Source organism: Mycoplasma sp. 1781 (assembly GCF_053851675.1).
Map to the genome: position 1 here is coordinate 43,442 of NZ_JBSQBC010000001.1, position 25,673 is coordinate 69,114.

Genomic DNA, 25,673 nt, shown 5'->3' on the forward strand with positions numbered 1-25,673 from the left:
GATGGTTTTTTGTTTTTCATTTCTAAAATTTTATTTTTTCATGTATGAAAATATAGTGCTTATTTTTGATGTCTATGCTATATAAATAATAAAATGTTCATAAAAAGAATAAAAACCAAAAAATATGTTTTTTGTTGTTTTTGTTGATTTTTATCATAAAAAAGTTTTTATCTAAGCAATATATATATATAATACTTAGTATATTATAGAGGTGATATATGGCTAAAAATTTGAATAAAAAGAGACGTAATGTATTATATACAATGGCTGGATCGGCAACATTAATGACTGCCGGGACGTGAACATATATTCTTTTGGATTCGCATTTAAAAAATCAATTGGATTTAAAACAAAACTATTTTTACTTAAAGGATATATTAAAAAAACAATCCGATTCTTTATATAATGATAGCTCTCTTAAAATTGAAGTGCAAGCATTTCTAAAAAATGCTTATTTCAATAAGTATACAAAACAAAATCAAGAAAAGATTGCTTTACTGATTAATAAGGTAATAGCAGAAAACAAAAAGGATATAGAAGAAATAAAAAATCTTGCTGATAACATAGTTTCAAAATCTCTTAAAAATATTGAAAAAAATAAAGTAGATGAAATTAATTCATTAGAACAAAAAATCTACACAAAGAAAGAAGTTGTGGACTTTATAAAATATGAAAATGAAATTATTTTGTTAATTAAAAAGGTTGTTCTAATCGATAAAAATAAAGCTAAAGAATTTTATATAGAACTAGATAAAGTAGCAAATAATGGAGATTTAGCTAGACTAAAATCTAATATTTTGTTATATCTTGCTAAACGTGGTGAGCGGGGGACGTTTGAAAAAATTAAGGAAGATTTAATTAAAGAAATAACGAAAAATTCTAATTTTAGTAGTGAAGAAAAGGCAGACTTAATTAATAAAATCAAGGATACAAAATCATTAAATTACATCGAACTTATTAAACAAAAAATAGCCACACTGGATAATCTTTCAGCACTATCTTACGGATTAGAAAGAAATAATTTGGTTAAAAAAGCAAAGGATTCGACGACAATTGAACAGCTTAACGATATCAATAACAAGATTGAAAAAATATTGAATGATAAAAAGAAAAAACTTTTGGACCTTGTATCAAAATTGGTTGTTGCAAGAACGAAAAACTATTTTTATAACAAGCAAAATAAGGCAATAAATCAAAATGAAATTGAAGCCTTAATTAAGACCGTAGAAAATGAAATATTTTTTGAAAAAGTGTTTAATACATTTGATAGAGCAAAGAAAATTAATAAAAATGAAGCTCAATTTTTGTTATCAAGAGTATCCGATCAATATATAAAAAAAATGTATGGCGCCTTGTTAAAAAGCGATAATTTTGATCTTAAGCAAATAACTGATATTAAAGATAAATTCTTTCAGGCTTTAGAGTTTGAAAATAAAGCTGATTTTATCAAAATAATTAATAGTTCCTTGATACAGAAAATTAATGATAGTTCAATTTTATCTCCTATGATCGAAGAATTAGTTAATAAGGTGAACAATTTAGATAATAAAAATTTAGATGAAGTTATGGTTGAAGTAAACGATACAATAGCTCTTTTTATTTTGCAAGCAGAAGCTAAGGATTTGATTAAAAAACTAAATATTTCAAATTTCAAGACTGCTATAGAACAAAAATTAAATACCGAAATTCATAATCCTTCACAAATTTTTGATGTTATTAATCAAATAAATACTTATATTAAGGATTTTAAGGATCATGTTCAACATAAGGCCGATAAAATAGAAAATTCAACAACAAGGGATAAATTTAATAGTGAATTAATTAAAGCAGAAACAGAGAATGAAATCAAAAAGATAGAAAAAGATATTGATGCATTATTAGCAAATACAGAAGATTTGAGAAAAGTTGCTTCAGAAATAGTTATGCGTCTTGCACAAGGCGACAAAAAGTCTAATTTCGAATCCATAATTGCTAATAAATCAAGCACTGAAAATGACTTACGTAACATTATAACCGAGGCCCAATCTATATTAGAAAAGGCAAAGAATGAAGCATTAATGAATGTTTCAAAATCATATAATTCTTCACAATATCATGTTTTTAAAGAGAAAATTAATGCTGAAAATACTACGCAGGATGAGTATAAAAATATTGAAATTGAAGCATTGAAATTATTTAATGATATGAAAAAGCATCTAATAAATGAACTTGGCTCATTAAGTTTTAGTATGCAATTAGGCGATTCGATAAATGATGAAATAAATGAAGCTGCGAATATTTATCAGCTAAATGTTATACTAGAAAAAATCAAAGCATATTTGATTAACAATAAAATTAAAGATGTTGGCCAACGCGAAAAACAAAATGATTTAGTCAAGAAAATTAATAAAGCCTTAGATATCGCATTGGATGAAATAAAGAAAATTATTGTTGACTCAGAGCTTATTATTGCTTTGGAAGCAGGCGACGAGATTGAAATTATTAAATCTGAGATTAATAGGCTTCCTTATCCTTCTGGTAAAGATGCTCCTGCAATAAAAGAAATGATTAATGAGATAAATAATATTGAAAATGATTCTACATTAGGTCAAAATCAAAAATTAGAAAAAATTAAAAATATAGCTTCAATAATTAATAGTTTAGCTGATAAAATAAATCGCTATAAGGATGATATTAAAAAAGTAAATCCGCAAAAACAGGCACGTTTAAACAATAAACTTGATAACTCTAATTTTTTACCTCCAAATAATAATGAATTTGATGAACTTAAAAGAATAATTCAAGATGCTAAAAATGAGGATAAAAATGAGGCAATTGCCGAAATAGAAAAACTTAATTTATTGACATCTGATCAATCTAAAGAGTTTAAAGAAAAAATAAATGATAGTACTTTTAAAACATATGATGAAATTCAAAAAGTAGTAATAAACGCTAAGTTGCAAAATCAAAAAAATAAATTAATTAACGAGGTCAAGAAATTTGAATATCCGCATAAGGATAAAGCCCCAGCAGTTCTTGAAATAATTTCTCAAATTGAAGCCTTACAAGATTTGCAACAAGTAATCAATTACCAATCTATAATCGAAAAAATAAAAAGAAATATTGCTATTGTTAATACAAAACTATCTAATTTGCTAGTAATTTCTAATGAAATAAAAGAAAAATTTGATGAAGCAAATACAGATGAAGAATTTGACAATTTAAATACTTTGGTTCAAAATGCACTTGATAACCAATCAAATAAATTAGCGCTTGATAATAAGGTAGAATCTCTCCCATATCCAAAAAGCGATGGCGTTTTTAACATTGGAAGCAATGATGCCCCAGCTATTTCCAAGATTAAAAGTTATTATACTGATTCGAATGGTGTTGGAATTTCTGAAAAAATTATTGAAATAGATAACAAAATTATTAATATAACAATTAACATTGAATCAAGTAAACAAGCTATTAATAAAATATCAAAAAAGAATCAATTAGAACTTTGAAACAAATTAAGAGATTCTTACACCGATCAAGAATTTAATGAATTAATTAAAAAGATTGCTAATGCACATGCTAGCGATGTGGTCGAGGCGAAGGCAGAAATAACTAAGTTAACTAATTTAAGCCAAGAATTAGTTAGTGCATTTAATGCTAGAATAGAGGCTAATGATGACTATGAAAATATAAAAAAGATAGTCAATGAGGCAAGGTTAAAAGATAAAAAAGAAGAAATTAAGAAACTAATTTCAATGAGCGACTATGTTAATGATAGTAATTCAGATGTATCGATTAAAAATAATTTTAATACAACAAAAGCTCAATTCGATAATGTTATTGATCAAATAGTTATTGATGATAATTCTTATAATCAAATTAAGGAGCAAACTAAAGATTTTGTTGCCGAACTTCATAAGGCTAGAGACTTAATTGATTCTTTAAGCTTGCAAGATGTTATTGATGTAAATAATGTTAAATTTGAACTTAAAAAGTTAATTACCACAATAATTAATAAAAGTGATCTTGAAAAAGTTGAGGTCGAGATTGCTAAATATAAGTTAAAAAAACAAATTTTAGAACTTGATTATTATAAGGATACTCCTCAGCCAGCCCCTGCAACTATCATATTGAATTCGAAGATTGATTTAGCTAAAAATAGTAATGAAATTGAAGTACTAGAAAATCTAATTAAATCAATTCCAGAAAAAATTAAAAAGGCAAAGGAAGCAATTGATAGTTTAGATAAAAGTCCATTAAAAAATAATATAGCGCAAAGAAAACAAGCTTTAAAGGAGGAATTAAATAGATCTGTTGATGGAAATAACTTTGATAATTTGTTGAAAAACATTAATGCAGCAAAAAATGAAAATGAGTCTCAATATCGTCAATCTCGGAAACAAAATTTAATTGAAAAAGCTAAAGGATTAGAATACCCATCAGTTAAATCAGAACAATCTGAAGCAATTACTTCAATTATTAAAAAGATTGAAGTTGATTTTAGTACTATGTCTAATGATACAAATTTATTAAATAATAAATGAGCACGAGAACTGGAAGATATTGAGAAAAATATTTTTAATTCTAAAGGAATTTTGGAAAAAATAAATCCTAAGCATTTAGATAATTTAAATATAGAATTCAATAAGGCTGATGAATCAAATAAATTTGAAATATTTAACAAAAAAATTAATCAAGCATTACAAGAAGATAAACAAGAAATAATACAAAAAATCAAAGCTTTATCTAATCTTGACAAGACAACAAAATCTTCTGAATTAATCAAAAAATTAGATAACAAATCATACAATGAAATGGTTGCGGTTTTAAATGAAGCCTACATAATTGATCTTATTGCTAAGATTGACAAATTACCTTATCCTTTAAGTAACGCCAAAGCTAAAATTATTTTAAAATCACAACTAAACAATATAATAAATGAAAATAGTTATTATTTAAAACTAAAGGAACTTAGCGAACTAGAAGTAGCCATTAATAACGCTAAAAATAGAATAAATTCTCTTTCTTACCCAATGGAACCTAGTTTGGCTAAGAAGAAATTAAATGATAAATTAGATGAGTCAATTAATAAAGACCAAATAAATAAATTAGCTAATAATGATTTAAAAAGCAAGATAGAAAAATATAAGGAATTAATTGAAGGCATTAAGTATCCTATTTCAGTTGAAAATCAGGCAAAATTACTTGATGAATTGAGTTCTCTAACCAATGATCAAGAAGAAGAGTTTTTAAAACTAAATATATATAATGCAAAACGTGAAACCGCCTATAAATTAATTGATGGATTAACCGATTTAGATAATCTAGTTAAGGAAACTAAAAAACAAGAAATAACCCAAAAAATATCTGGAAATATTTTGGATTTACAACAAGAGTTAACTGATATTAATGCAAAAATATTTGAAGCTCAAAAACAAAATTCCAAGCAAAAGATTCAAAAAATACCGTATCCTATTAATGATGCGACTTCACAGAATTCAAGAAATTTATTTAATGCAAAAATTGATTCTGTTCAGAGCGAAGAGGGCTTGTATCCTATTAACAATATTTTGGATTTATTAAAAAATGAAATAACCACAATAAATAATGAGGTTTCATTGATTGTAGATGCTTTTCGGAAAGATAAAATAAATAAGTTAATTAATGGTGTTACTGACATAAAAAATCTTGAGAATATTAGATTAGAATTACTTAGAGCCAAAGCAGCTGATGTAATTGATAATTTAGGTGATTTATCTACCAAACAAAAAGAAGACTATAAAAGCGAAATAGATAAAAAAACTAATGATATTGGCATTAATTTAGTAGTTGAATCTGCAAAGTTGCAAAATAAAAAAGAAGAAACATTTAAGTTAATTGATCGGGTTTCTTATCCTAAGAAAAATAATGATTTTGTTGCTAAGTCAATTAAAAAAATTAAGGATGAAGTTCAAGCTTTAAATAACAATAGTGAAGTTGCAATAAAGAAGCAAGAGATACAAACATTTGATACTAAGCTCAAAGAATTGATAGAATTAGCAAAAACCATTGAATATAGCGAAAGCAATTCGCATGCACTAGTTAAAATTTTGGAAGGTTTTGATTCTGCAACCTCAGTTGCCGAATTAGAACAAATTCTTCCTAAAAGTTGACCTCAGCATATTAAAACACTCAAGAAATTGGCTGAGAAGTACTTTGGTATTAATTCTTATTTTGTAACCAATAAATTAAGTCATACATATCCTCAAAAGAACGCAAGTGATAGCGAAGGTTTGAGTTTGCAAGAATTTTGTCAACTATTAATAACCGAATTTAAAAAACAAGCAAAGATTAAAATTGATAGTTTATTAGTAGCTGATGAAGGTAAAAAACAACAATTGCATAAGCAAATTAATGATATCTTAGTTGATGGTATAATTTTTGCTATAGATCAAGATATTTTTGAAAAACCGCATCAAATTATTAATAAAGCTATTGCTGATGATGCGATTGAATTTATTCAAAATCTTGCTTATCCACAAGATAGTAATTCCGCCCAATCAAAAGCAACAATTAAAACTCAATTAGTTGATTCGTTTAAGATAAATCAAGTTATTTTGGTCAATGAAGAAGTCACAATTTTGCATGATAAATTAAGAAAATATAAAGAGCAGGTTGATGACTTAAATAGCCTGATAAATTTGATAACAGATATTACCAAAAAAATGTTCTACAATGATTTGTTTTCAAGAGCAGATAACTTAGAAAAACTAAAGGAACTTAAAAATAAGATCAAGCGGTATGTTGAGCTACAAAGAGATATTTTATCCATTATTGATCTCGAAAAAAATGAATTTGACATTAGTTACGGTAGCAAGGCGGAAGATGTTTTAGATGCAAATCAAAACATAGTAAGTTTAAGAGAAAAATTATTAAACTACATTTTTAGCGCTAATAATCAATCTGAAATAATGCAGTTAAAATCTATTGTTAGTGAAGTAAAGGCCGCATATGATAAGCTAAAAATGTTATTTGTAAAAAGAGATACATTAATGATGTCAGTGTTTTTAAAGCAAATCAAAGAGGCTATTGGCGTAGGTTCAATTGAGACCATAATGAATAATGCATCTGAAGTTAAAAAGAAAATGGATGTATTTTGAAAAAAGACATCCCCTTATATCGGTTTTTATATTTTTGATCATAGAGACAAACTTTTAGAAAATGCTGGCAAGCCCGATAATGAAAGAATAATTAATGGCACAAAATTCAAAACATTTGATGAATTCATTAAACATATAAGAACTCAAACTAATCCAAATGAGTTGCAGAGCATAATTGAACAGGTGGTTCCTTTATATCATGGTGTTATTGATTATTTATTGATTGCCAAAGATAATCTAACTCAGGCTGCTCATAAGTATTATAGGGATGAAATTCTTAAAGCAACTACGAAGCAACAAATTGAGCTCCAAGTTAATGATGCTAAAATATTTAATGAAAAAGTACTTGAATCAAGAAATAAACTAGCCCAAATTGGAAAGGTTGGGAATAGAGCTAAATTAATGATGGAAATTGAAAATGCAAATAATGCAAGCAATATTCAAAATGTGTTGAATAAGATAGAACAATTTAGAAATCAATTTAGCAATGCTACTTTAAAACTTAACGAATATAAGTCACTAAATGAAAAAGAAGAAATTAAGCTTAGAGATTTTGAAACGAGATTAGATAAATTGCAAGAAGCAGATACTTCATCGCAACTGGCAAATGAAATTGAAGTTGAAATTGCAAGAGCAAAAGCAATTGTACAAGTAAAGCAATTGATTTTTCTAAATATCAATCAACAAAATAAATATATAATCTTACTTAGACAAGCAGGAATAAATTATTTAAATTATCATGGTGAAATAACTAGGATAACAAATGAGGCTAAGCAATTTAATGAAAAAGTGAAAACTGCCAAAGACATTCTTTCTTTATTTGCTAAGGATAGTAACAAAACAACATTTAATAAAACAATTTTAAATGCTTTAGATATCCAAACAATGCAAAACATAATAGTTCAAATTAATGATTTTAAAATTAAGTATAACGAATCTAAGGAGTTAGTTGAAGCCTATAAAAATCTTAATAACAAAGATGCTACAAGGTTTGATCAATATAATAAAAAACTTGACGCTATCCAAGATGGTGATGAAGCTAACTCTTTGATAAATGAAATTAAATCTGAATTTAAGAGTAAATTAAAATTAATTATTAATAATATTCCTTATCCAAATAAGAATAGTAGTGAGGCGCAACATTCAATTAATGTATTAAGTGTAGGTGTTGATAATTTAAATACAATTGATCAATTTATAAATAAAGCAATTGAATTAAGCGAACTTAATGATGAGATTAGCAAAAAGGCTCCGCAAGTTGATTTACTGCAATATAGTGAAAATAATGCATTTGCAAAACAAGCAATCAAAACTGAATTAAATAAAGCAACAACTATACTCCAAGTAAAGACTGCTTTTCCAGATGATTGAAGTCAAAAAGTTGCTTATTATAAGCAAGTGTTAGAAAAATATTTTGAAGCGCAAAATAAAACGAATCTTGCAGCAAGATTTAATAGAACCCACCCTAAATCTTCTGACCATACGGTTAGTGAATTGGAGAAACAATTATTGCTAACAATGAAAGTATTAGCTAAAAATCATATCAACACTTTCAAACATTTAGGTGATTCTAAAAAAGTGTTTATAGAAAGAATCGATACTATAAATGGCTTTCCAGACGAAAATAGGATGCAACAAGTTGCTTTAATTTATATTGAAGCAGTTAAGGCGAATTACAATAATTTCATTGATAAATTAGCTTTACCTAATGATAACCATAATCAAGCAAACTCCTTGAATTCAAAGAATAACTTAAAGAATATTTTGGTTAATAGTTTTACAAAAATAAGTACTAAAATTAATAATCATCAAGAAGTGCAAGCATTGGAAACCAAACTAAATAATCTCAATGAATTGGTTAATAATATTAAGACTAAAATTCAAAATATTGATGTAGCAACCAAAACATCCGTTTGAAATGAAGAATTTTCAAAAGCTGATACATCAGAAAAATTAAGATTATTACTTGCTAAAATAAATAAATTTGACCAGGTTTTAGAAAAGATTAATAGAATTACGGATTTACAATCATCTGATGTTGGAAGCGGTAATGAACTAGTTCATAGTCAACAAGTAAATGAAGAATTGTCTAAGCTTCGTGAATCTTATAAGGATAAGTTGGGTATAACAAAAGAAAATGATATTGATAAATTAAATCAATTTGTAGAAAAGGCAAATGAAGTGGTTAGATTGCTAAAAGATTCATTTAAAACCGATTTATTAGTAGAAAAAGCTTATATTAAAAAGATTGCATCTGCAGGCGATGCAGCACAGCTAGAAGAAATTAGAAATGATCTTCTAAAGTACAAAAGAGAGTTGACGAGATTTTGAAGTAGTTCTGAGAATCTTGAAAAATATATAAGAGACAACAAGGGCCTACTAAGCAAAAATGTTCTTAATGGAATTAAACGATATGAAGAGCTAGTTAATGATGCAAGAACATTTAATAGTGCAGCGGAGTTAAAGAAATTTAATGATTATACAATTCCTTTATATCATGGATATATTGATTATTTAATAATTGATAAAAGTGGAATACCTAAATCAGTATTAAATATTTTTAACCAAAGAGTTCAATTAGCTCCTGATAAAAATACAATTGAAAATGTTATTATTCCTGAGCTAAGATCATATCAAAGAAAACTAAGTGATTTAAAAACAATGATTAGTAAACTAAAAAGTAATGATTCAAAATCAAAATATAACGGTATGTTAGATGATGCTGATTCCTTAACTAAATTAGAAAATATTATATCAAATGCTAGAAAAGAATTAATTGTACAAAGGGTTGAAACTAGATTAAAACAGTTAAAAACAAGCAATTCTGATCCAGAAAAAAATAAGAAGCAAATTCTTAATGCTCCTGAAGAACAATATATAAAGGAATTTAAACAAAAGATTGAAAGAGCTTCTAACGTACAACAAGAAGAACAAATTGAACGTGAATTTATTTTTGGCAGATACTATGAATCAAAGCGTCTTTACAGTGTGCTCAATTCACTTGAGTTCATAGGCGAAATTCTTATTAGTAAAGCAAAAAAATCTTTAAATCCTAAATATATTAATTTAATTAATAAATTTAAAGAAAAGGATTTTATTAAAGGATTTAAAAATAACGGCGAAACAAAGTATCAAAATAATTATACATATACAGAATCAAATAGTTCGGATAGAACACTAGCGCAATTTGCACATATGTGAGTGCAAATTAGCAACGATCAAACTGGATATTTTAATCAGCAGGACACTAAAGATATATTCAGTGCCGCTACGCAATGAAAACCAAATTTATATAATGACAGTTATGTTCAAAATCATAAATGAAATCAATTTCCGCTAGACAATTACTATAATTTAATTGATCAGGCAATTAGTTTAGCTAAAAAAGATAAAAACCTTACAAGTATAGAGGATTTATATGCAACTGTAGATACCATTGCAGGATTTGGCTTTGCAAAATTTAAGGAAAATCCAAGTAAAGATGGAATTTTTTCCGTTGCTGCTTTATTAGATAATGCAAGAACTCATCAAGAAGTTAAAGGAAATGAGTACCTTGTAGCTGCTTTTGTAGGTGGAGCAACAACATACGATTATTTCCGTAGGCAAAATAAAAATAGTAATTTATTGGCGCATTACGATTTAGGATGGAAAATATAAAAAAATTGATTTATGCCTTTTTAAAAAAGAATAAGAGTAATTCAAAATGTTAATAAGTTTGTAAGTTATTTTAGTAGTGCAAGCAAATTCAAAAAACTAAAAAATCAAGAAGTTTTTAGCCTTATCATTGATTTATTTTTATAGATAATCAATATATTAGTGGGGGTTAATGATAAATATTGAGCAAAATAAAGAATTTGTTATTGCTTAAAATAATTTTAAAAAATGCCATAAACAATTGTTTTAATGAAAAAAATATTATATTTGGGTTGTGACCACCTAATGAGACGCTTTTATGTTATTCTTATTTATATTACCGCTTTTTTACAATCGCCAGGATTCTTATATTTGTGATAGAACATTACTATTGGTATAAAAAGAAATATTGATATAAAAAAATGCTAGTGCAAAAAATATAGAAGAAAATAATGATGTGTAGTATGAATGTGGATTTTTAAAATAAGACATTATAATTTTTGCTGGTTTAAATAGTTTTTTTAGCAAAAATGTTTTTTGCAAAAACTTTGATATTAATTTTTTTATAAAAAATAAACCTATATTGATATATGAAGTTTAAAAATCTAGACAAATTAATGTCTAGATTTTTGTTATTAAAAGGAATTAATTATGAAAAAAATCGAATTTTTTAAAAATTTAAAAGAATTTTACACAAGAGAAAAATTATAAAAATGCAAAAAACAAGAATTAAATTTTAAAAAAAAGTTTAAAAGTATAGTTTTAAGGTTTAAAAATTTTATTTTTTATATTTTCGCTATTTTTTTTTTTTTTTCAAAAAGCATAAAAAATAATTTAAAATTTTCGCATATCTATCGGTGAAAACTAGATAGAAAAATCCATTAGTAAATAAAAGAATAAGTTTGTAGATTCGTTTAAAAAATAAGCGTTATTTTATTTTCGAATATCAAATATTAATATAAATTGCTAATAAAAATGAAAAGGAGAATATATATGCAAGATGGAAATGTTTCGCAAGAAGAAAGAAAAAATAGAAAAAGGAAAGCATTAGCTATTGCACTTCCGCTTATTTTTGGAACGGGCGTTGTTGTTGGCGCTTTGCTAGGCGGAATTAGGATAGGTCAATCCTATCAAATGAAGAAAGAAACTGTGCTACCAGCGAAAGAAACTAAACCTTCAATGGATAGGCAAAATAGTGTGGTTTTAAAAGAAGAAGTTCCATTTCAACCAGAATTATTTAAAGATTTAAAAGATAATACTAAGGTTTTAAAAATAACAAATAAGGATGAGTTAGAATATAACGAGATCAAGGTTGTTGATAAAAATTTCATTAAACAATTAAAAGACGAAAAATATATTATTAACGATCCTAGTGCTGAATTATACATTCTACTAAAATATAAGTACAAAGGCGAGGATAAACCAACCTTAAAATTTTTTGCTCTTAATTACGATGTTAAGGAACTTAATGAACAATATAATTACTTTAAAGAAAAATATAAAGATTACTACCAAAGTGACTATAGATTTAGCAAGTTTCTTAATGATAATTCAGAATTTAATGATGAAAAATTCAAAATCTCAGACGGCTATTATAAGGCAGAATACTTAAATAATATTTTTAAGAATAAAATACTGCCAATTTATCTAAAAGATGTTGAAGAAGTTAAAAAAGCGGGATTGAGACATTATTATAATACCGAAGCATTTATAGAAAGATATGAGCAAGGTGTCAGACAACAAATCAGCCAGCACTTTTATAATCCTCATGACCCATCCCCACTTTATCCTAACGAACTTAAAAATGTTTTTGTTTTTAATGATAAATTAAAAAAAGTTCTAGAAAAGGATTATAACGACAAAGGGCTTTATTGAAATTATGAAAAATTTATTATTAATAGACAATTAGTTAAAAATCTTGATACACCTTTATTAAAAAGATTTTTAACACTTTTATATACCCATTTTAATAGAAGCAATTACGTTTATGACTTTACTGATTCTTTAACTTCCCAAAAAAATATCGAAGAAAAATATCAAAAACCATATGCACCTAAAACAATGTTTTTTGCTGAACTAGAAAAAGCGTTTTCAGATTTACAACTAGAGTTAAGAATACAAAGATATGGTTTATATGATGATAATTTAAATATTGATATGCCTAAATTGCAAAAATTTTATGATTTGCATGATTTGTGATGGCAAAAAAGGGAAACATTTAATAAACAATTGATTGACTTTTTATTATCTGCCAATAAATTAATAGACGTTTATAATGACAAGGTTCAAAAGGGTATCCTTGGTAAAGAATATTATGAAAAGTTTTTATTATATCCAATCGAAATAAATTCATATTATGATGTTGTTAATATTTTATTAGATAAATTTCTTTCGACTGATGCTAATTATCAAACCGTAAAAACTAGAATTGATTTGCTTGGAAAAATTGATGAATTAGTGAATAATTTTAAAAATGATTTGGCTAATGCATTTAAGGATTTAAATATTGAAACTAAAACAAAAGAAATAACGAATTATTATCTTCAAACATTTATAAAAGATATCGATACAGATAAAACCCTTCTTGAATCGCAAAACAGTCTTGAAATTTATTTTGAAGATAAAATTTTAGATTTAACAAATCATTACAATTTAGATTTTGAGGACTTTATTAAAAATATTGCTTAAAATTATGGGATTTAATATTACCATTGTATTAGTTTGCTAGAAACAATCAAAAAAATAAGGTACAACCCATTAAAAAAAGGTTGTGCCTTATTTTTGTTTTTATTAATAAATATAAAATTAGTTATTATTACCTTCGATCTTTTTTACAGCCTTAGCAACCCCAGATTTTTTATAAGAGCCAGCTACTCATTTGGCTTGAATTTTAATGTTTTTTAATGCATTATTCATAGCGATAAATGCCCCTACATATGGGATTGTTGAAGTGTCATTACCTGAGTCTCCAAAATGTACAGTTTCAATTGGATTAATATCAAGAAGTCTGCAGACATAATCTATTGCTTTTCCTTTTCCTGCGTTTATGTCATTAATTTCAATCGCATAACCCTTTGAAACAATATGAAGTGAAAGGTTTCTGAATTTCTTAGCTAATTCTTCCGCTAACATTCTTATATATTTTCTGCTTCCGCCAAAGGTAATGATTTTTGTGGCATTAGTAATATGAGGAATATCATCATAAGTTTTTTGAATTAAATTTTTAATTCAAGGTCTGAATAACTTTAGTTTAGAGGATGTACCGTAGATTGTGTTACCACTATTGAAAATGAAAAATAATTTTTTTTCTTTTAGAATTTCAACAATAGACATTACAGTGTCTTTTTGAATTTCGTTTTTTAATATGGTTTCACCATTTGAATCAACAATCAAACCACCATTTTGACATATTACATATGGCGAATTTGTTTGTTTAGCTAAATTAAGAACAAAATCTGATGCGTAACGTCCAGTGGCAATGATGAAAGGTATTCCCGAGTCGTTTTTGCTTTTAACTATTTCAAAATTTTCTTTACTTAGTCCTTCTTTTGTTTTAGGTAAATCTAATAATGTACCATCTAAGTCTGTAAAATAGGCTTTTGGTTTAAAATTAATCATATTTTATTTAGTTGTTAAATTTTTTAATTAATTCTTCAGCAGGCATATATCCTTGTGAAGTATTAATTAATTTTCCATCAACATAGAAGAACAATGAAGGTATGCTTGATACGTTCATTTCACGTGCAAAATCACGATTTTGATCAATATCAAAGTCAAAAACATTAATTCCTTCATTTTCTGTGCCTAAACGTTGGATTTCTGGGCCTATCATTTGGCATGGTGAACATCAAACCGCTCTAAAAGCCAAAACCGCTTTGCCTGTCAAGTGATCGTCGTTTAATTCGTTTTGTAGTAATTTCTTGTACATATTTAATCTCCGTTCATTTAGTATGCTCTAGCAAAAATAACAACTTTATCAGTTTTTTTGTTTGTATAGAAACAATTTTCATACTCTGGCAATATATTGACATTAAAAGGTATGCAACGTGTTGAAGCTCCGGTTTCTTCCTTGATTTTATCTTCATCATCGCCGTTGCCATTAAATTTAGTTATAACTCAATACCCATCTTCAATCAGTTTCTTGAATTCCGTATAGTTTGAAGCTACTCTTATATTGTTAGTTAATCTCTTTTTTGCTTCACTTAATAGGTTATTTTGTATATCAGCCAATAACATTTGAGTTTTATTTATTGCCTCATCAATAAAGACACTAATCTTTTCGAGTGTATCTCTTCTGACAAGTGTAACCTTATTTTCGTTTAGATCTCGAGGACCTATTTCAATTCTTAAAGGTGTACCATGAATTTCGGAATTGGCAGCCTTATACCCTGCACTTTTATTAGTTTTATCTATTTTTGATTCTATATTTAATTCATTTAGTTTTTCATGAATTTGTTCAGCAACACGTGCTACTCTTGGATCTTTCGAGGCAAATAATTCAAGAATGTCGACTTTTATTTGAGCAATTTTAGGTGGAATAATAATTCCTCTATCATCGCCATGAGTCATTATTAACGCGCCTAGCAATCTTGTCGAAACACCTCATGATGTTCCATAAGCATTTTCGAGTTTGTTTTCCTTATTTTTGAATGTGATATCAAATGCTTTTGTGAAATTTTGGCCCAAATAATGACTTGTTCCGGCTTGTAATGCTTTGCCATCCTTCATCATTGCTTCAACAGTAAAAGTATAATTGGCGCCGGCAAATTTTTCATGTTCGGTTTTTTGTCCCTTAACAACAGGTATTGCTAGATATTCTTCAATAAAGTTGGTGTATACATCTAACATTTTCTTAGTTAGTTCCTGTGCTTCTTGTGAATTAGAGTGTAGTGTATGACCTTCCTGTCATAAAAATTCTCTTGTTCTCAAAAAAGGATTTGTTGTTTTTTCCCATCTAAGGACATTGACTCATTGATTATAAATTAAAGGTAAATCATTGTATGATTCAACCTCGTTTTTAAAGAAATCGCCGAATAAAACTTCACTTGTTGGTCTTATATAGAATTTTTCATTAAGTTTCTTTCCACCAACTTCAGTGATTGTTGCTAATTCTGGATTGAAACCTGCAATATGATTTTTTTCCTTTGCTAATAAACTTTCTGGAATCAAAAGAGGTAGATTGACATTTTGAACACCCAAGGTCTTAAATTTTTTGTCAAGGATAAGGCGAATATTATCTCAAATTCCAAATGATAATGGTTTGAATATAATCGAACCTTTCGAAGAGCCATAAGCCATTAAGTCGCCATTTTGTATGACATCGGTATACCACTTTGCAAAATTCTCTTTTTGAGTTGTAATTTTTTCTAGTTTTTTCACAATTTATAATTTTATAGTTTTTTTTGTTTTTGTATTTTTATTTATAAATAAAAACAGCCAGATAGGCCGTTATATTAAATCATCAAAAATATCATCGCCGGTTGCTACGGTAGGAATATCAAAGTTTCTAGCAACAATATTACCAGCTGTTCCTAATCCTCTTAGCGACCCTAAAACTTTCGGATGCATGAACGATTTTGAATAAACTGTTAAAGGTAGGGCTTCTCTAGTATGGTCTGGTCCAAAGGTTGGGTCATTACCATGATCAGAAGTCATGATTAATAAGTCATCTTTTTTCATAGCATTAATTAGTTTTGCTAGTTTAATATCTAATCTTGAAACATTTTGACTATATCCAATTGGATCTTCTCGGTGCCCATAGTGGCTATCAAATTGGACTAAGTTCACAAATATAAATTGATTCTTTGATGAAGATGCAGCGATATTGATAGCAATGTCCATATTTTCATCATCAGAAGCAGGGCCGTACACTTTATCAATACCAACACCACTAAAAATGTCGTTAATTTTTCCGATTGCAATAACCTCAATACCCTTTTTTTGTAAGTCCTCAAGAATAATGTGTCCTGTTGGTTTGTTTGCAAAGTCGTGTCTGTTGAATGTTCTTGTAAATTTTCCGTTTTCATAAATGAAGGGTCTCGATATAACTCTTGCTACATTCCATTCTGGTTTTGAGGAACAAATTTTTCTTGCTCTTTTTGCATATTCGGTAAGTTTTTCAACACCTAATGTTTTTTCATCACCAATAATTTGCAAAGTCGAGTCAGGAGAAGTATAAATAATCATATCTCCTTTTTCCATATGTTGATGACCAAGTTCAGCTAAAATAACTGTACCAGAAGCGTTTCTATTACCAATAATTTTTCTTCCATCAAATGCTTTTGATAGTTCAGCTACCAAATCATCAGGGAAGCCTTTTTGAGTAAATTGAGGGTTTGGAACTTCTGTATAAATTCCCATCATTTCTCAGTGCCCGGTTAGAGTATCTTTACCATTTGATATCTCATGTATTTTTGCAACATATGCAAGCGGTTTTTTTACTTTTTGATTATGTCCTGCAATTTTGGCTATTTCGGTAACACCTAATGATTTTCATGTTGGAATTTCTAGTGGTAAGGCTTCAGAGGCATGCAATAAGCTATTTGCACCTTTGTCACCAAATTCTTCTTGACGAGGTTCAGGTCCAATTCCTAAACCATCTGTTACAATAAAAAATATACGATTAAATTTCATAATTTCTCCTTAATGTTTTATTACTTCAACTTGTTCGGTTAAATATATATCCATACTTTTTAAAATTTCTTTATCAGATTCGCTTGATATTGTGGTCCTATGTAAATATAAACCAGCAAGTTTATTAATTTGATCATATGCTTTTTTAGCTATTTTAGATGTTAGCGCACTAATTGAAAGGGCCATAAGTGTTTCTTTAACATCAAGTGATAGATGATTGTAATGTAAGTTTTGTTTTAAATCCTTAACTAATTCTATGACATCAGGATTTAGAACGTCAATTGTTGAATCAATTTTTGCAAAGTACTTTAAGGCATTTAGAACTACAGCACTATTAGAATTTAATAACTTAGATTCTTTCCCTAACAAAACATGACCAGAATTTATTTCAATAGCTGAGCAAACTACATTATTTTTATTGGTGTATTCATTTGCAAATTTTATTGATCCTATAATATTAGGGTCAATATTGTTATTTTTAATTATTTTATTTAATCTATTTAGATAGACTTTTGGACATTTATCTTGTTGGTAATTTACTTTGGTTTGATAATACCTACATACTATTTCTTTTTGAGAGGCTATGGTAACTGCTTGATCGTTGGTAATACAAAATCCTGCCATATTAACACCCATATCTGTTGGCGATTTGTACAGTGATGTATTGTATATTTTTGTTAATAAATTATTTAATATTGGAAATGCTTCAAGATCTCGATTGTAATTTGTCGCCTTGATTTTATATGCGTTCCAATGAAATGAGTCGACCATATTTATATCATTTAAATCTACTGTAGCTGCTTCATATGCTAGGTTGGTAGGATGATTTACTTGTAGATTTCAAATGGGAAAAGTTTCAAACTTAGCATAGCCAGATTTTATATTATTCTTATTGTCGTGATATAGTTGTGAAAGTATTGCACTTAATTTTCCAGATCCTGGTCCTGGCGCCGTTACGACAATGATTCTTTTTTTAGTAATAGCGTAGTCATTTTTGCCAAAACCGCTTTCAGATACAATATGTTCAATGTCGTGGGGATAGTTTTTTATATGATATTGCTTAACAACATTAATCCTTCGTTTAGTTAGCCTATGAATAAAGGACTTGATTTGAATAGAATCTTCATATTGTGTTATTACAACATTTTTAACCTCAAGGTCATATTTTTTAAATTTATTAATAATTCTAAAAATATCCTCTTCATATGTAATATTAATGTCAGACCTTATTTTTCTGTTTTTTATATCCTGGGCAGCAATTACTAACATTATTTCAACTTCGTCTTTAAGTTTTAACAGCATTTGTAATTTTGCATCATGTTTAAATCCAGGCAAAACTCTTGTGGCATGAAAGTCATTGAATAGTTTTCCACCAAATTCAACATATAATTTATTGCCAAACTTATCAATTCTTTTCCTAATTTCATCAGATTGAAGATTAATATATTTGTTATTATCAAAACCAATTTCCATAAATTTTTCCTAAAATATAAATTTATTTTAATTCTTAAATAATTTTATAACAATTTAATATTATGATATTAAGAAATTGCAAATAGTCATCTTTTAAAAGGAAGAACAACGCAACGCTTCATAAACTATATAATGATAATTAGTTTTTAAAGTTTAGATGAGCTTTTAAAAATTATGATTACAAAAAATTAATAAAGGGGAATTTTGACAATTAAATTGCTTCTTTACATTGAACTTTGTTATATAAAAACGATTTTTATTTTGCAATTAACCGTGTTGAATGCTCATTTTATCAAAAGCGCCAAGACTATAAATCCTCATACATTTTTGATTTTTAGGTAGTAAATAAACTTTTATAGAATGCTACATCATCAGTGAAACTATTAAGATCAAATGATAGACGGTACTATTTATAGTGCAAAAAATTTTAGATGCTTCTTAAAGATAGATTTATTTATTTTAATTTTTAAATAATATAAAGTAAAAAAGAACCTAATATGTTATTACTAATTTTTTAAATTTCGCTTTTTTAAATATTTTTTTAAACTATAGTTGTATTTATAAAATTAAAATATATTGTTTTTTTAGTGCAATTTTTATTGTAAAAAATATGTTTTTGGCAAAGAAAGATTCTTTAGATATAGAAACAAAACTGATTTTAGCATATAAGTTTTTGGTGTTTTAAAAAGTTAATAATTGAATTTTATTTGTTTGTTCCCATCTTTGTGTAGATTTTTATCTACCTTGTATATTTTGTCCCTTAAAATTAGTAGAAAAATAATTTTTTATCTTGCTAATTTATTATTGCAGTCAAATCTTAACTAATGTAAAATTAAAAAATCTTTAAAGGAAAGTAATTTTGGTATTTTTATCATTATTTAAAAAAACAAGTTTTAAATAAAGAGTAAAATTTTATTATATAAAAAATTTCGAAAGGCATAACATGAAATTTAATGAACTAAGAACTAAGATAGTCGCTACAGTCGGACCTTCAAGTGAAAGTTATGAAACAATGAAAGCTTTAATTGAAGCTGGTGTTACAACCATTAGAGCAAATTTTTCACATGGTACAATTGACGATCATAAAAGAAAGTTTGACATTGCTAGACAAATATCAAAAGAAATAGATAGACCAATTTCATTGATGTTGGATACAAAGGGGCCAGAAATCAGAATTGGTAAGATGCAAGATGGCGTTTGCTTAATTCCTGCTAAACATAAATTAACTATTAGAACAGATAAAAAATCATATGAAAATTTAATTGGAGATGAGAATACTATTACCGTTTCATATCGTATGGACCTAGATGTTAATGAAGGTAATAAGGTATTGATTGATGATGGTAAATTGGTAACTATTGTTAAAGAAGTAAAACCTAATGAAGTTATTGTTGAAACTATAAATTCTCATAAATTAAAAACAAATAAAAGAGTTAATATTCCGGGCGTTAATTTCTCTCTACCATTTTTATCAGAAAAAGATATTAATGATATTATTTGAGGAACTCAATATAAAGTTGACTATATAGCAGCATCATTTGTTAATAATGCAGCACAGGTTAATCAAATAAGAAAAATTCTTGATGAGCATAACGGACAACATATTCAAATAATTTCAAAGATTGAATCTCAAATGGCAATTAACAATATTGACGAAATAATTAGAGCATCTGATGGAATTATGATTGCTAGAGGTGATTTAGGTTTAGAAATACCTTATTATGACGTTCCATATTGAGAAAAGAAAATTATTCGTGCAGCAAGAATTCAAGGAAAGAATGTTATCGTTGCAACACAAATGCTTGACTCAATGGAAAATAATCCTTTACCAACAAGAGCAGAAGTTACTGATGTTTATTACGCTGTTGAATTAGGTGCTGATGCAACTATGCTTTCTGGTGAATCCGCATCTGGAAAATATCCAGTTGAAGCTGTTAAAACAATGGCCAAAATAGCGAAGAGAGCTGAAAAAGAATATTTTACTGAATTATTCTATGAGAAACAAATTCAAAAGGTTGCTAATGATCAAAATTCAAGAATGCTAATTGCTTATGAAGTAGCATCAATATTGCAACCTGGCGATTATAAGTTTGCTATTGTTTTATCACATAGTGGTAAATTATTAAAAGAGGTAGCTAAGTATCGTCCTAATGCTCATATTATTGGTGTTGTAAGTGACGACAAACTTGTATGGAGTTATGGAGTAACTGCAGGCGTATTTTGTGAAAAACATTCAGAAGCTGTAAGATCTTTAATAAAATATAATCACGATGCCGGACGTCAAGTTTTAGAGGAATATGGCGCTAAAAAAGGTGATAAATTTATTGTTGTGGATAGTTTAAATATTACTTCACATGAGTTCTAAAAGTTATTTTTATTAATAAAAAAACCGCAGCGTTAGGCATGCGGTTTTAATTTAAACAATTTTTTTAATCTATCTATTTAGATCATATTTTTTTGTCGAGTTTATATGTATTTCTTAACTTTTTTAGTTGCTTAGAAATTTCTTGATTTATGATGTATGAAAAAGGGTTAAATGTAATTCTTTCATTTGTTTCAAAATATTTATCCAAAAAACCAAATGTTGTTTCACCATACATTGAGTATAGAATTTCGCCTATTTTGGTGTCTAGCCAAATATATTTATTAGCAAGAATTTTTCTATCCAAAAAAAGAATCATATTTGGCAATTTGTCAAGAATTTCTAAGGTAGTTAAACTATATAATTTTTCTTCTGATTCTGACTTTGTTAGGAAGAAATCTCTTTTTATTGAGTCAATAATTTTATGTTTACTAAGATAGTAGTAATAGCAGAAAAATGTGTGGCCTCATTCTTGGTTATATTCTTCTTTCCCGTCATATAGTTTGCAAAAATCGTCATGTTGTTTCTTACTTATTTCCTCAATCGAGAAAATTTTAGTGAAATCTTCATAGGAATTTAACGGCTCATTAAGTTTTTTTAACAAATTTTTTGATTCCTCATATAACACATTTTCATTTTGAATATTTTCGTTTTTCTCTGGTTGCATATTTATTCTTCCCCATTTTTAGGATAATAAAGAATTTATAATTTGATTTCTTAATAACATTTAGTTGTTTAAAATATTAAACGTTATTTATCTTATTATTTCTTTATTCATATATGGAACTAAAACTTTTGGAACAGTTATCGAACCGTCTTCATTTTGATAATTTTCTAAGATAGCAGCAACAACTCTATCAATGGCCAAACCAGAACCGTTTATTGTGTATGCATATTTAGTTTTTCCCTCTTTAGTTCTATATCTAATTTTTGCTCTAATTGCTTGAAAATCCTTATAAATTGAAATTGAACTAGTTTCGCGATATCTCTGCTCAGAAGGAATTCACAACTCAAGGTCAATTGTTTTAGCTGACCCAAAACCCGTATCACCTGTTGATAATATAAGCTCTCTAAAAGGTATTTCTAGTAATTCTAAAATGCTTTTTGCATCATTGACCGTTTTTTGTCATTCCAATAAGCCATCTTCTTGTTTAACGAATTTAACTAGTTCAACTTTGTGAAATTCGTGTTGTCTAATTAAGCCTTTTGTATCTTTACCACCACTCCCAGCTTCAGATCTAAAGCATTTAGTATATGCGACATATTTGATAGGATTTTCAAGATTTAATATTTCATCGTAATGCAAATTGGTGACTGGAACTTCAGCAGTTGGTATCAGCCATAAGTCACTATTTTCGACCTTAAAAAGATCTTCGCCAAATTTTGGGAGTTGTCCTGTGCCATAAAGCATATTTGAATTAACTAGGTGCATTGGCATAATTTCTTTATATCCATTTTTTATATGTGTATCTAACATGAAATTTTCAAGCGCCCTAATTAATCTAGCCCCATCATTTTTATAAAGTGCAAAGCGTGATTTTGAAAGTTTAACGGCTCTTTGGAAATCCACAATATCAAGCTTAGTTGCGATTTCATAATGCGGCAAGACATTTTTAACTAATCCACGTCCAAGGTTAGCATATTCGCCAATGCAAACATTATCCTCATCGCTTAAACCTATTGGCACGTCATCATACGGGATATTAGGTATTTGTAATAATAACTCATTTACTTCTTTGACAATTTGATTTGTTTCAGATTCGATTGATTCAATTTGTTTTTTGGCTTCATTTACTTCTAGCATTAGCAAGTTATAATCTTGGTTATTTCTTTTTTTGATTCCTATTTCTTCGCTTAGTTTATTTCTTTTGGCCTGAAGACCTTCTAAATTATGAATCAATGAATTTCTTTTGTCACCAAGTTCATAAATTTTATCAAGTGCTAAATGGTCAAAATTTCTGTTAGCAAGTTTTTTAATTACTTCTTCCTTATTTTTTAAAAGATATTTTAGATCAATCATATTTTAAACTCCCTGAATTAAACTATCAATAATTTTATACTTTTTTAATAAAGTATGGTTGTTATTAACTTTAATTTGCATATCCTTAAATAGGTCATAAAAAAGTATGATTGTGCTACAATTAAAAAGATATGCTTAAACAGAATTTTATAGTAACTGGAACATTTGAAAAAGTGTTATGGAGATCAAGAGATCAGCGTACAGCAATTGTGGCTTTTAAAGTTTTAGAAAATGATAAAAAAAATCCAATAATCTTAAATTCCTATAATTCAATAACCATAACTTTTTATGATCATTTATTTGACGAATTAAAAATTGAAATTCACGAAAAAAAATATGAAATAAGCGTAATTAAAAATAACCTTTCAAAATATAATGATAGTTATTTGATCGATTCCCAAATCCCTTTTAAAAAAGTTACATCTGAGCTTCTAATTGAGGAAAAAAATGAATATTTAAGTCAAGTTTTTAAATTAGAGCTATTTAATGAATTAAAAAATGTTAAGTTTAATACATTAATAAGAGATTTAGGAGAAGATGTTTTTCAAAAAATTTATGACGATAAAAAGCTTTATGGGCAAACATTTGGTATCACTGCGGAAGATTGAAAAAGACTTGTGGAAATAATAAAAAATAACTTTCAATATTTAATTGATATATCACACCTTTTTAAGATTAATGTTTCAAAGGCAACAAGCAGGTTAATTTTAAAGAAATTTAGTAGCCTTAAAAGTTTTCTAGATGAGTATTTTGATAATTTATACGATTTTTATTTTGACCTTGAAGAATATGAAAATATTAAGATATCTGATATTGATAAGATTGCAATTGAATTTAATCCTACATCGCTAGTTCAAAAAAACGCAACTTATTTATACGCATTTGTGGAAGAATATTTTTTTAATTCTGGTAATACGCGAATTAAAGTAGATAAATTTTATAAAACCCTATGTAATATTTTTAATAATGAAATTTTTAATAGTATTAAGAAACATTTTGATGAGACAGTTGCCCAATTATTAGAAAAAAGATTGCTTATTTCTTTAAAATACATTGATGGTGAGTACTATACTACTCGCGATACAATCTATAAAGAAGAATATGTTGTAAAGCGTCTTTCATATATATTAAAGAAATCAAATTACGAAGAGCCTAATATTTTAAATATTCCATCGATTTTTGATGCACAACAAGTCACAGCTATTAGATCAGCTTTAACTGAGAATTTAGTATTAATTACTGGCAATCCTGGGACTGGTAAAACATTAATAACTAATGAAATTATTGACCAATTAGCTAAAAAATATGATCATAACGATATAGCAATTTTAACTCCGACTGGTCGAGCAACAATTAATATTAATATAAAGCAAGAAAATATGAAGGCCCAAACTATTCATAGTTTTTTGCGTTGAGATCAAGAAAGTAACAGATTTTTTACTAATGAAGATTCAACCTCTGATATTAGTATTTTAATTATTGATGAGTTTTCAATGGTGTCATTGGATTTATTTTATAATCTTTTAAAAGGTATATCAAAATATACATTAACTAAAATTATCTTAGTTGGTGACAAGGATCAATTGCCGGCCATTGGCAGTGGCTACTTAATTAAAGATTTTATTGAGAATAATATTTTTAAAACTATTATTTTAACTAATATATATCGTCAATCTGGAAACTTTGATATTGTTAAAGATGCTTTAAAAATAAATGAAGGGGTATTTCCGGATTTTGAATCAAAAAATTCTGAATTTTATCCAACAAATCGCCTTGAACTTAAAAATAAATTAATTAAGAAGATTGAAGAATTATTAGCTCAAGGCTATACAAAAAAAGACATAGCTATTCTTAGCCCAATATATCGTTATGAAACTGGTATTGATGAAGTTAATGAGGCTCTTATTAGTTATTTTAGAAATAAAGAAAAACCTGAAGTCGCTAAATATCGCGAAAGGACATTAGCAATTAATGATAAAATTATCAACTTAGTTAATGATTCTAAATTAAAGGTTTTTAATGGTGAAATAGGTTATATTTCGAAATTTATATATGCTAAATCAACAACAAAAAAGGAACCTATTTTATCACACATTTCCATTGAATTTGATAGTGATGACAAAGTGGTTACCTTACCAAGAGCCTATTTCTTTGAAAATACCTATTCAGCCTATTGTACAAGTGTTCACAAATATCAAGGTAGCGAGTGCAAGGCTGTAATTGTAATTTTATTCTCAGAAGCCAAAAAATTATTAAGTAAAAAATTAATATATACAGCAATAACAAGAGCAAAGCAATATAGTGTTATTATAGGCGAAAAAAGTGCGCTAGAATTTGGTATTGCAAATGATGATGATTCCAAAAGAATTACTAATATTCAATATCTATGAATGAAAAATCATAAATAACAAATATTTTGTTTTAATTTTTAATT

11 protein-coding genes are annotated in these 25,673 nt (G+C 27.2%); 4 read left to right on the forward strand and 7 right to left on the reverse strand.

What is annotated here, in order from left to right; translation table 4 throughout:
• Nucleotides 1-218: 218 nt before the first annotated feature.
• Both ACWXVP_RS00170 and ACWXVP_RS00175 read left to right on the forward strand, forming a co-directional pair.
• Nucleotides 219-10,775: a hypothetical protein gene (locus tag ACWXVP_RS00170; RefSeq protein ID WP_456012501.1), complete on the forward strand. Its 10,557-nt coding sequence runs from the start codon at nt 219-221 to the stop codon at nt 10,773-10,775.
• Nucleotides 10,776-11,744: 969 nt separating this feature from the next.
• Complete coding sequence (locus tag ACWXVP_RS00175) at nt 11,745-13,439, forward strand: hypothetical protein (RefSeq protein WP_456012502.1); 1,695 nt, start codon at nt 11,745-11,747, stop codon at nt 13,437-13,439.
• 117 nt (nt 13,440-13,556) lie between these two features.
• Here the strand turns inward: ACWXVP_RS00175 and ACWXVP_RS00180 are convergent, their stop codons facing one another.
• The 5 genes from ACWXVP_RS00180 to ACWXVP_RS00200 all read right to left on the reverse strand — a co-directional run bounded on the left by ACWXVP_RS00180 (nt 13,557) and on the right by ACWXVP_RS00200 (nt 18,857).
• Complete coding sequence (locus ACWXVP_RS00180; RefSeq protein WP_444704933.1) at nt 13,557-14,369, reverse strand: HAD family hydrolase; 813 nt, start codon at nt 14,367-14,369, stop codon at nt 13,557-13,559.
• A 7-nt stretch (nt 14,370-14,376) separates the two neighbouring features.
• The gene (locus ACWXVP_RS00185) at nt 14,377-14,679 is read right to left on the reverse strand and encodes a thioredoxin family protein (protein WP_456012504.1); all 303 of its coding nucleotides are present in this window, start codon (nt 14,677-14,679) and stop codon (nt 14,377-14,379) included.
• Nucleotides 14,680-14,696: 17 nt separating this feature from the next.
• Nucleotides 14,697-16,130, reverse strand: coding sequence for a proline--tRNA ligase (proS, locus tag ACWXVP_RS00190; RefSeq protein WP_456012505.1), 1,434 nt, complete (start codon nt 16,128-16,130; stop codon nt 14,697-14,699).
• A 69-nt stretch (nt 16,131-16,199) separates the two neighbouring features.
• The gene (locus ACWXVP_RS00195; RefSeq protein WP_456012507.1) at nt 16,200-17,384 is read right to left on the reverse strand and encodes a phosphopentomutase; all 1,185 of its coding nucleotides are present in this window, start codon (nt 17,382-17,384) and stop codon (nt 16,200-16,202) included.
• Nucleotides 17,385-17,393: 9 nt separating this feature from the next.
• Complete coding sequence (locus ACWXVP_RS00200; protein WP_455965987.1) at nt 17,394-18,857, reverse strand: DUF1846 domain-containing protein; 1,464 nt, start codon at nt 18,855-18,857, stop codon at nt 17,394-17,396.
• A gap of 943 nt (nt 18,858-19,800) precedes the next feature.
• Here ACWXVP_RS00200 and pyk point away from each other — a divergent pair.
• A complete protein-coding gene (pyk, locus tag ACWXVP_RS00205) occupies nt 19,801-21,222 on the forward strand; it encodes a pyruvate kinase (RefSeq protein WP_438340534.1) in 1,422 nt (473 codons plus the stop codon).
• Nucleotides 21,223-21,295: 73 nt separating this feature from the next.
• Here the strand turns inward: pyk and ACWXVP_RS00210 are convergent, their stop codons facing one another.
• Nucleotides 21,296-21,886 carry a hypothetical protein gene (locus ACWXVP_RS00210; protein ID WP_456012509.1) on the reverse strand — a complete coding sequence of 197 codons (591 nt, stop codon included), beginning with the start codon at nt 21,884-21,886 and terminating at the stop codon, nt 21,296-21,298.
• Nucleotides 21,887-21,973: 87 nt separating this feature from the next.
• On the reverse strand, nt 21,974-23,239 hold the full coding sequence (serS, locus tag ACWXVP_RS00215; protein WP_444704939.1) for a serine--tRNA ligase: 1,266 nt from the start codon (nt 23,237-23,239) through the stop codon (nt 21,974-21,976).
• A gap of 131 nt (nt 23,240-23,370) precedes the next feature.
• Here serS and ACWXVP_RS00220 point away from each other — a divergent pair, with 131 nt between their 5' ends.
• Complete coding sequence (locus tag ACWXVP_RS00220) at nt 23,371-25,647, forward strand: ATP-dependent DNA helicase (protein ID WP_456012511.1); 2,277 nt, start codon at nt 23,371-23,373, stop codon at nt 25,645-25,647.
• The last annotated feature ends 26 nt before the right edge of the window (nt 25,648-25,673 follow it).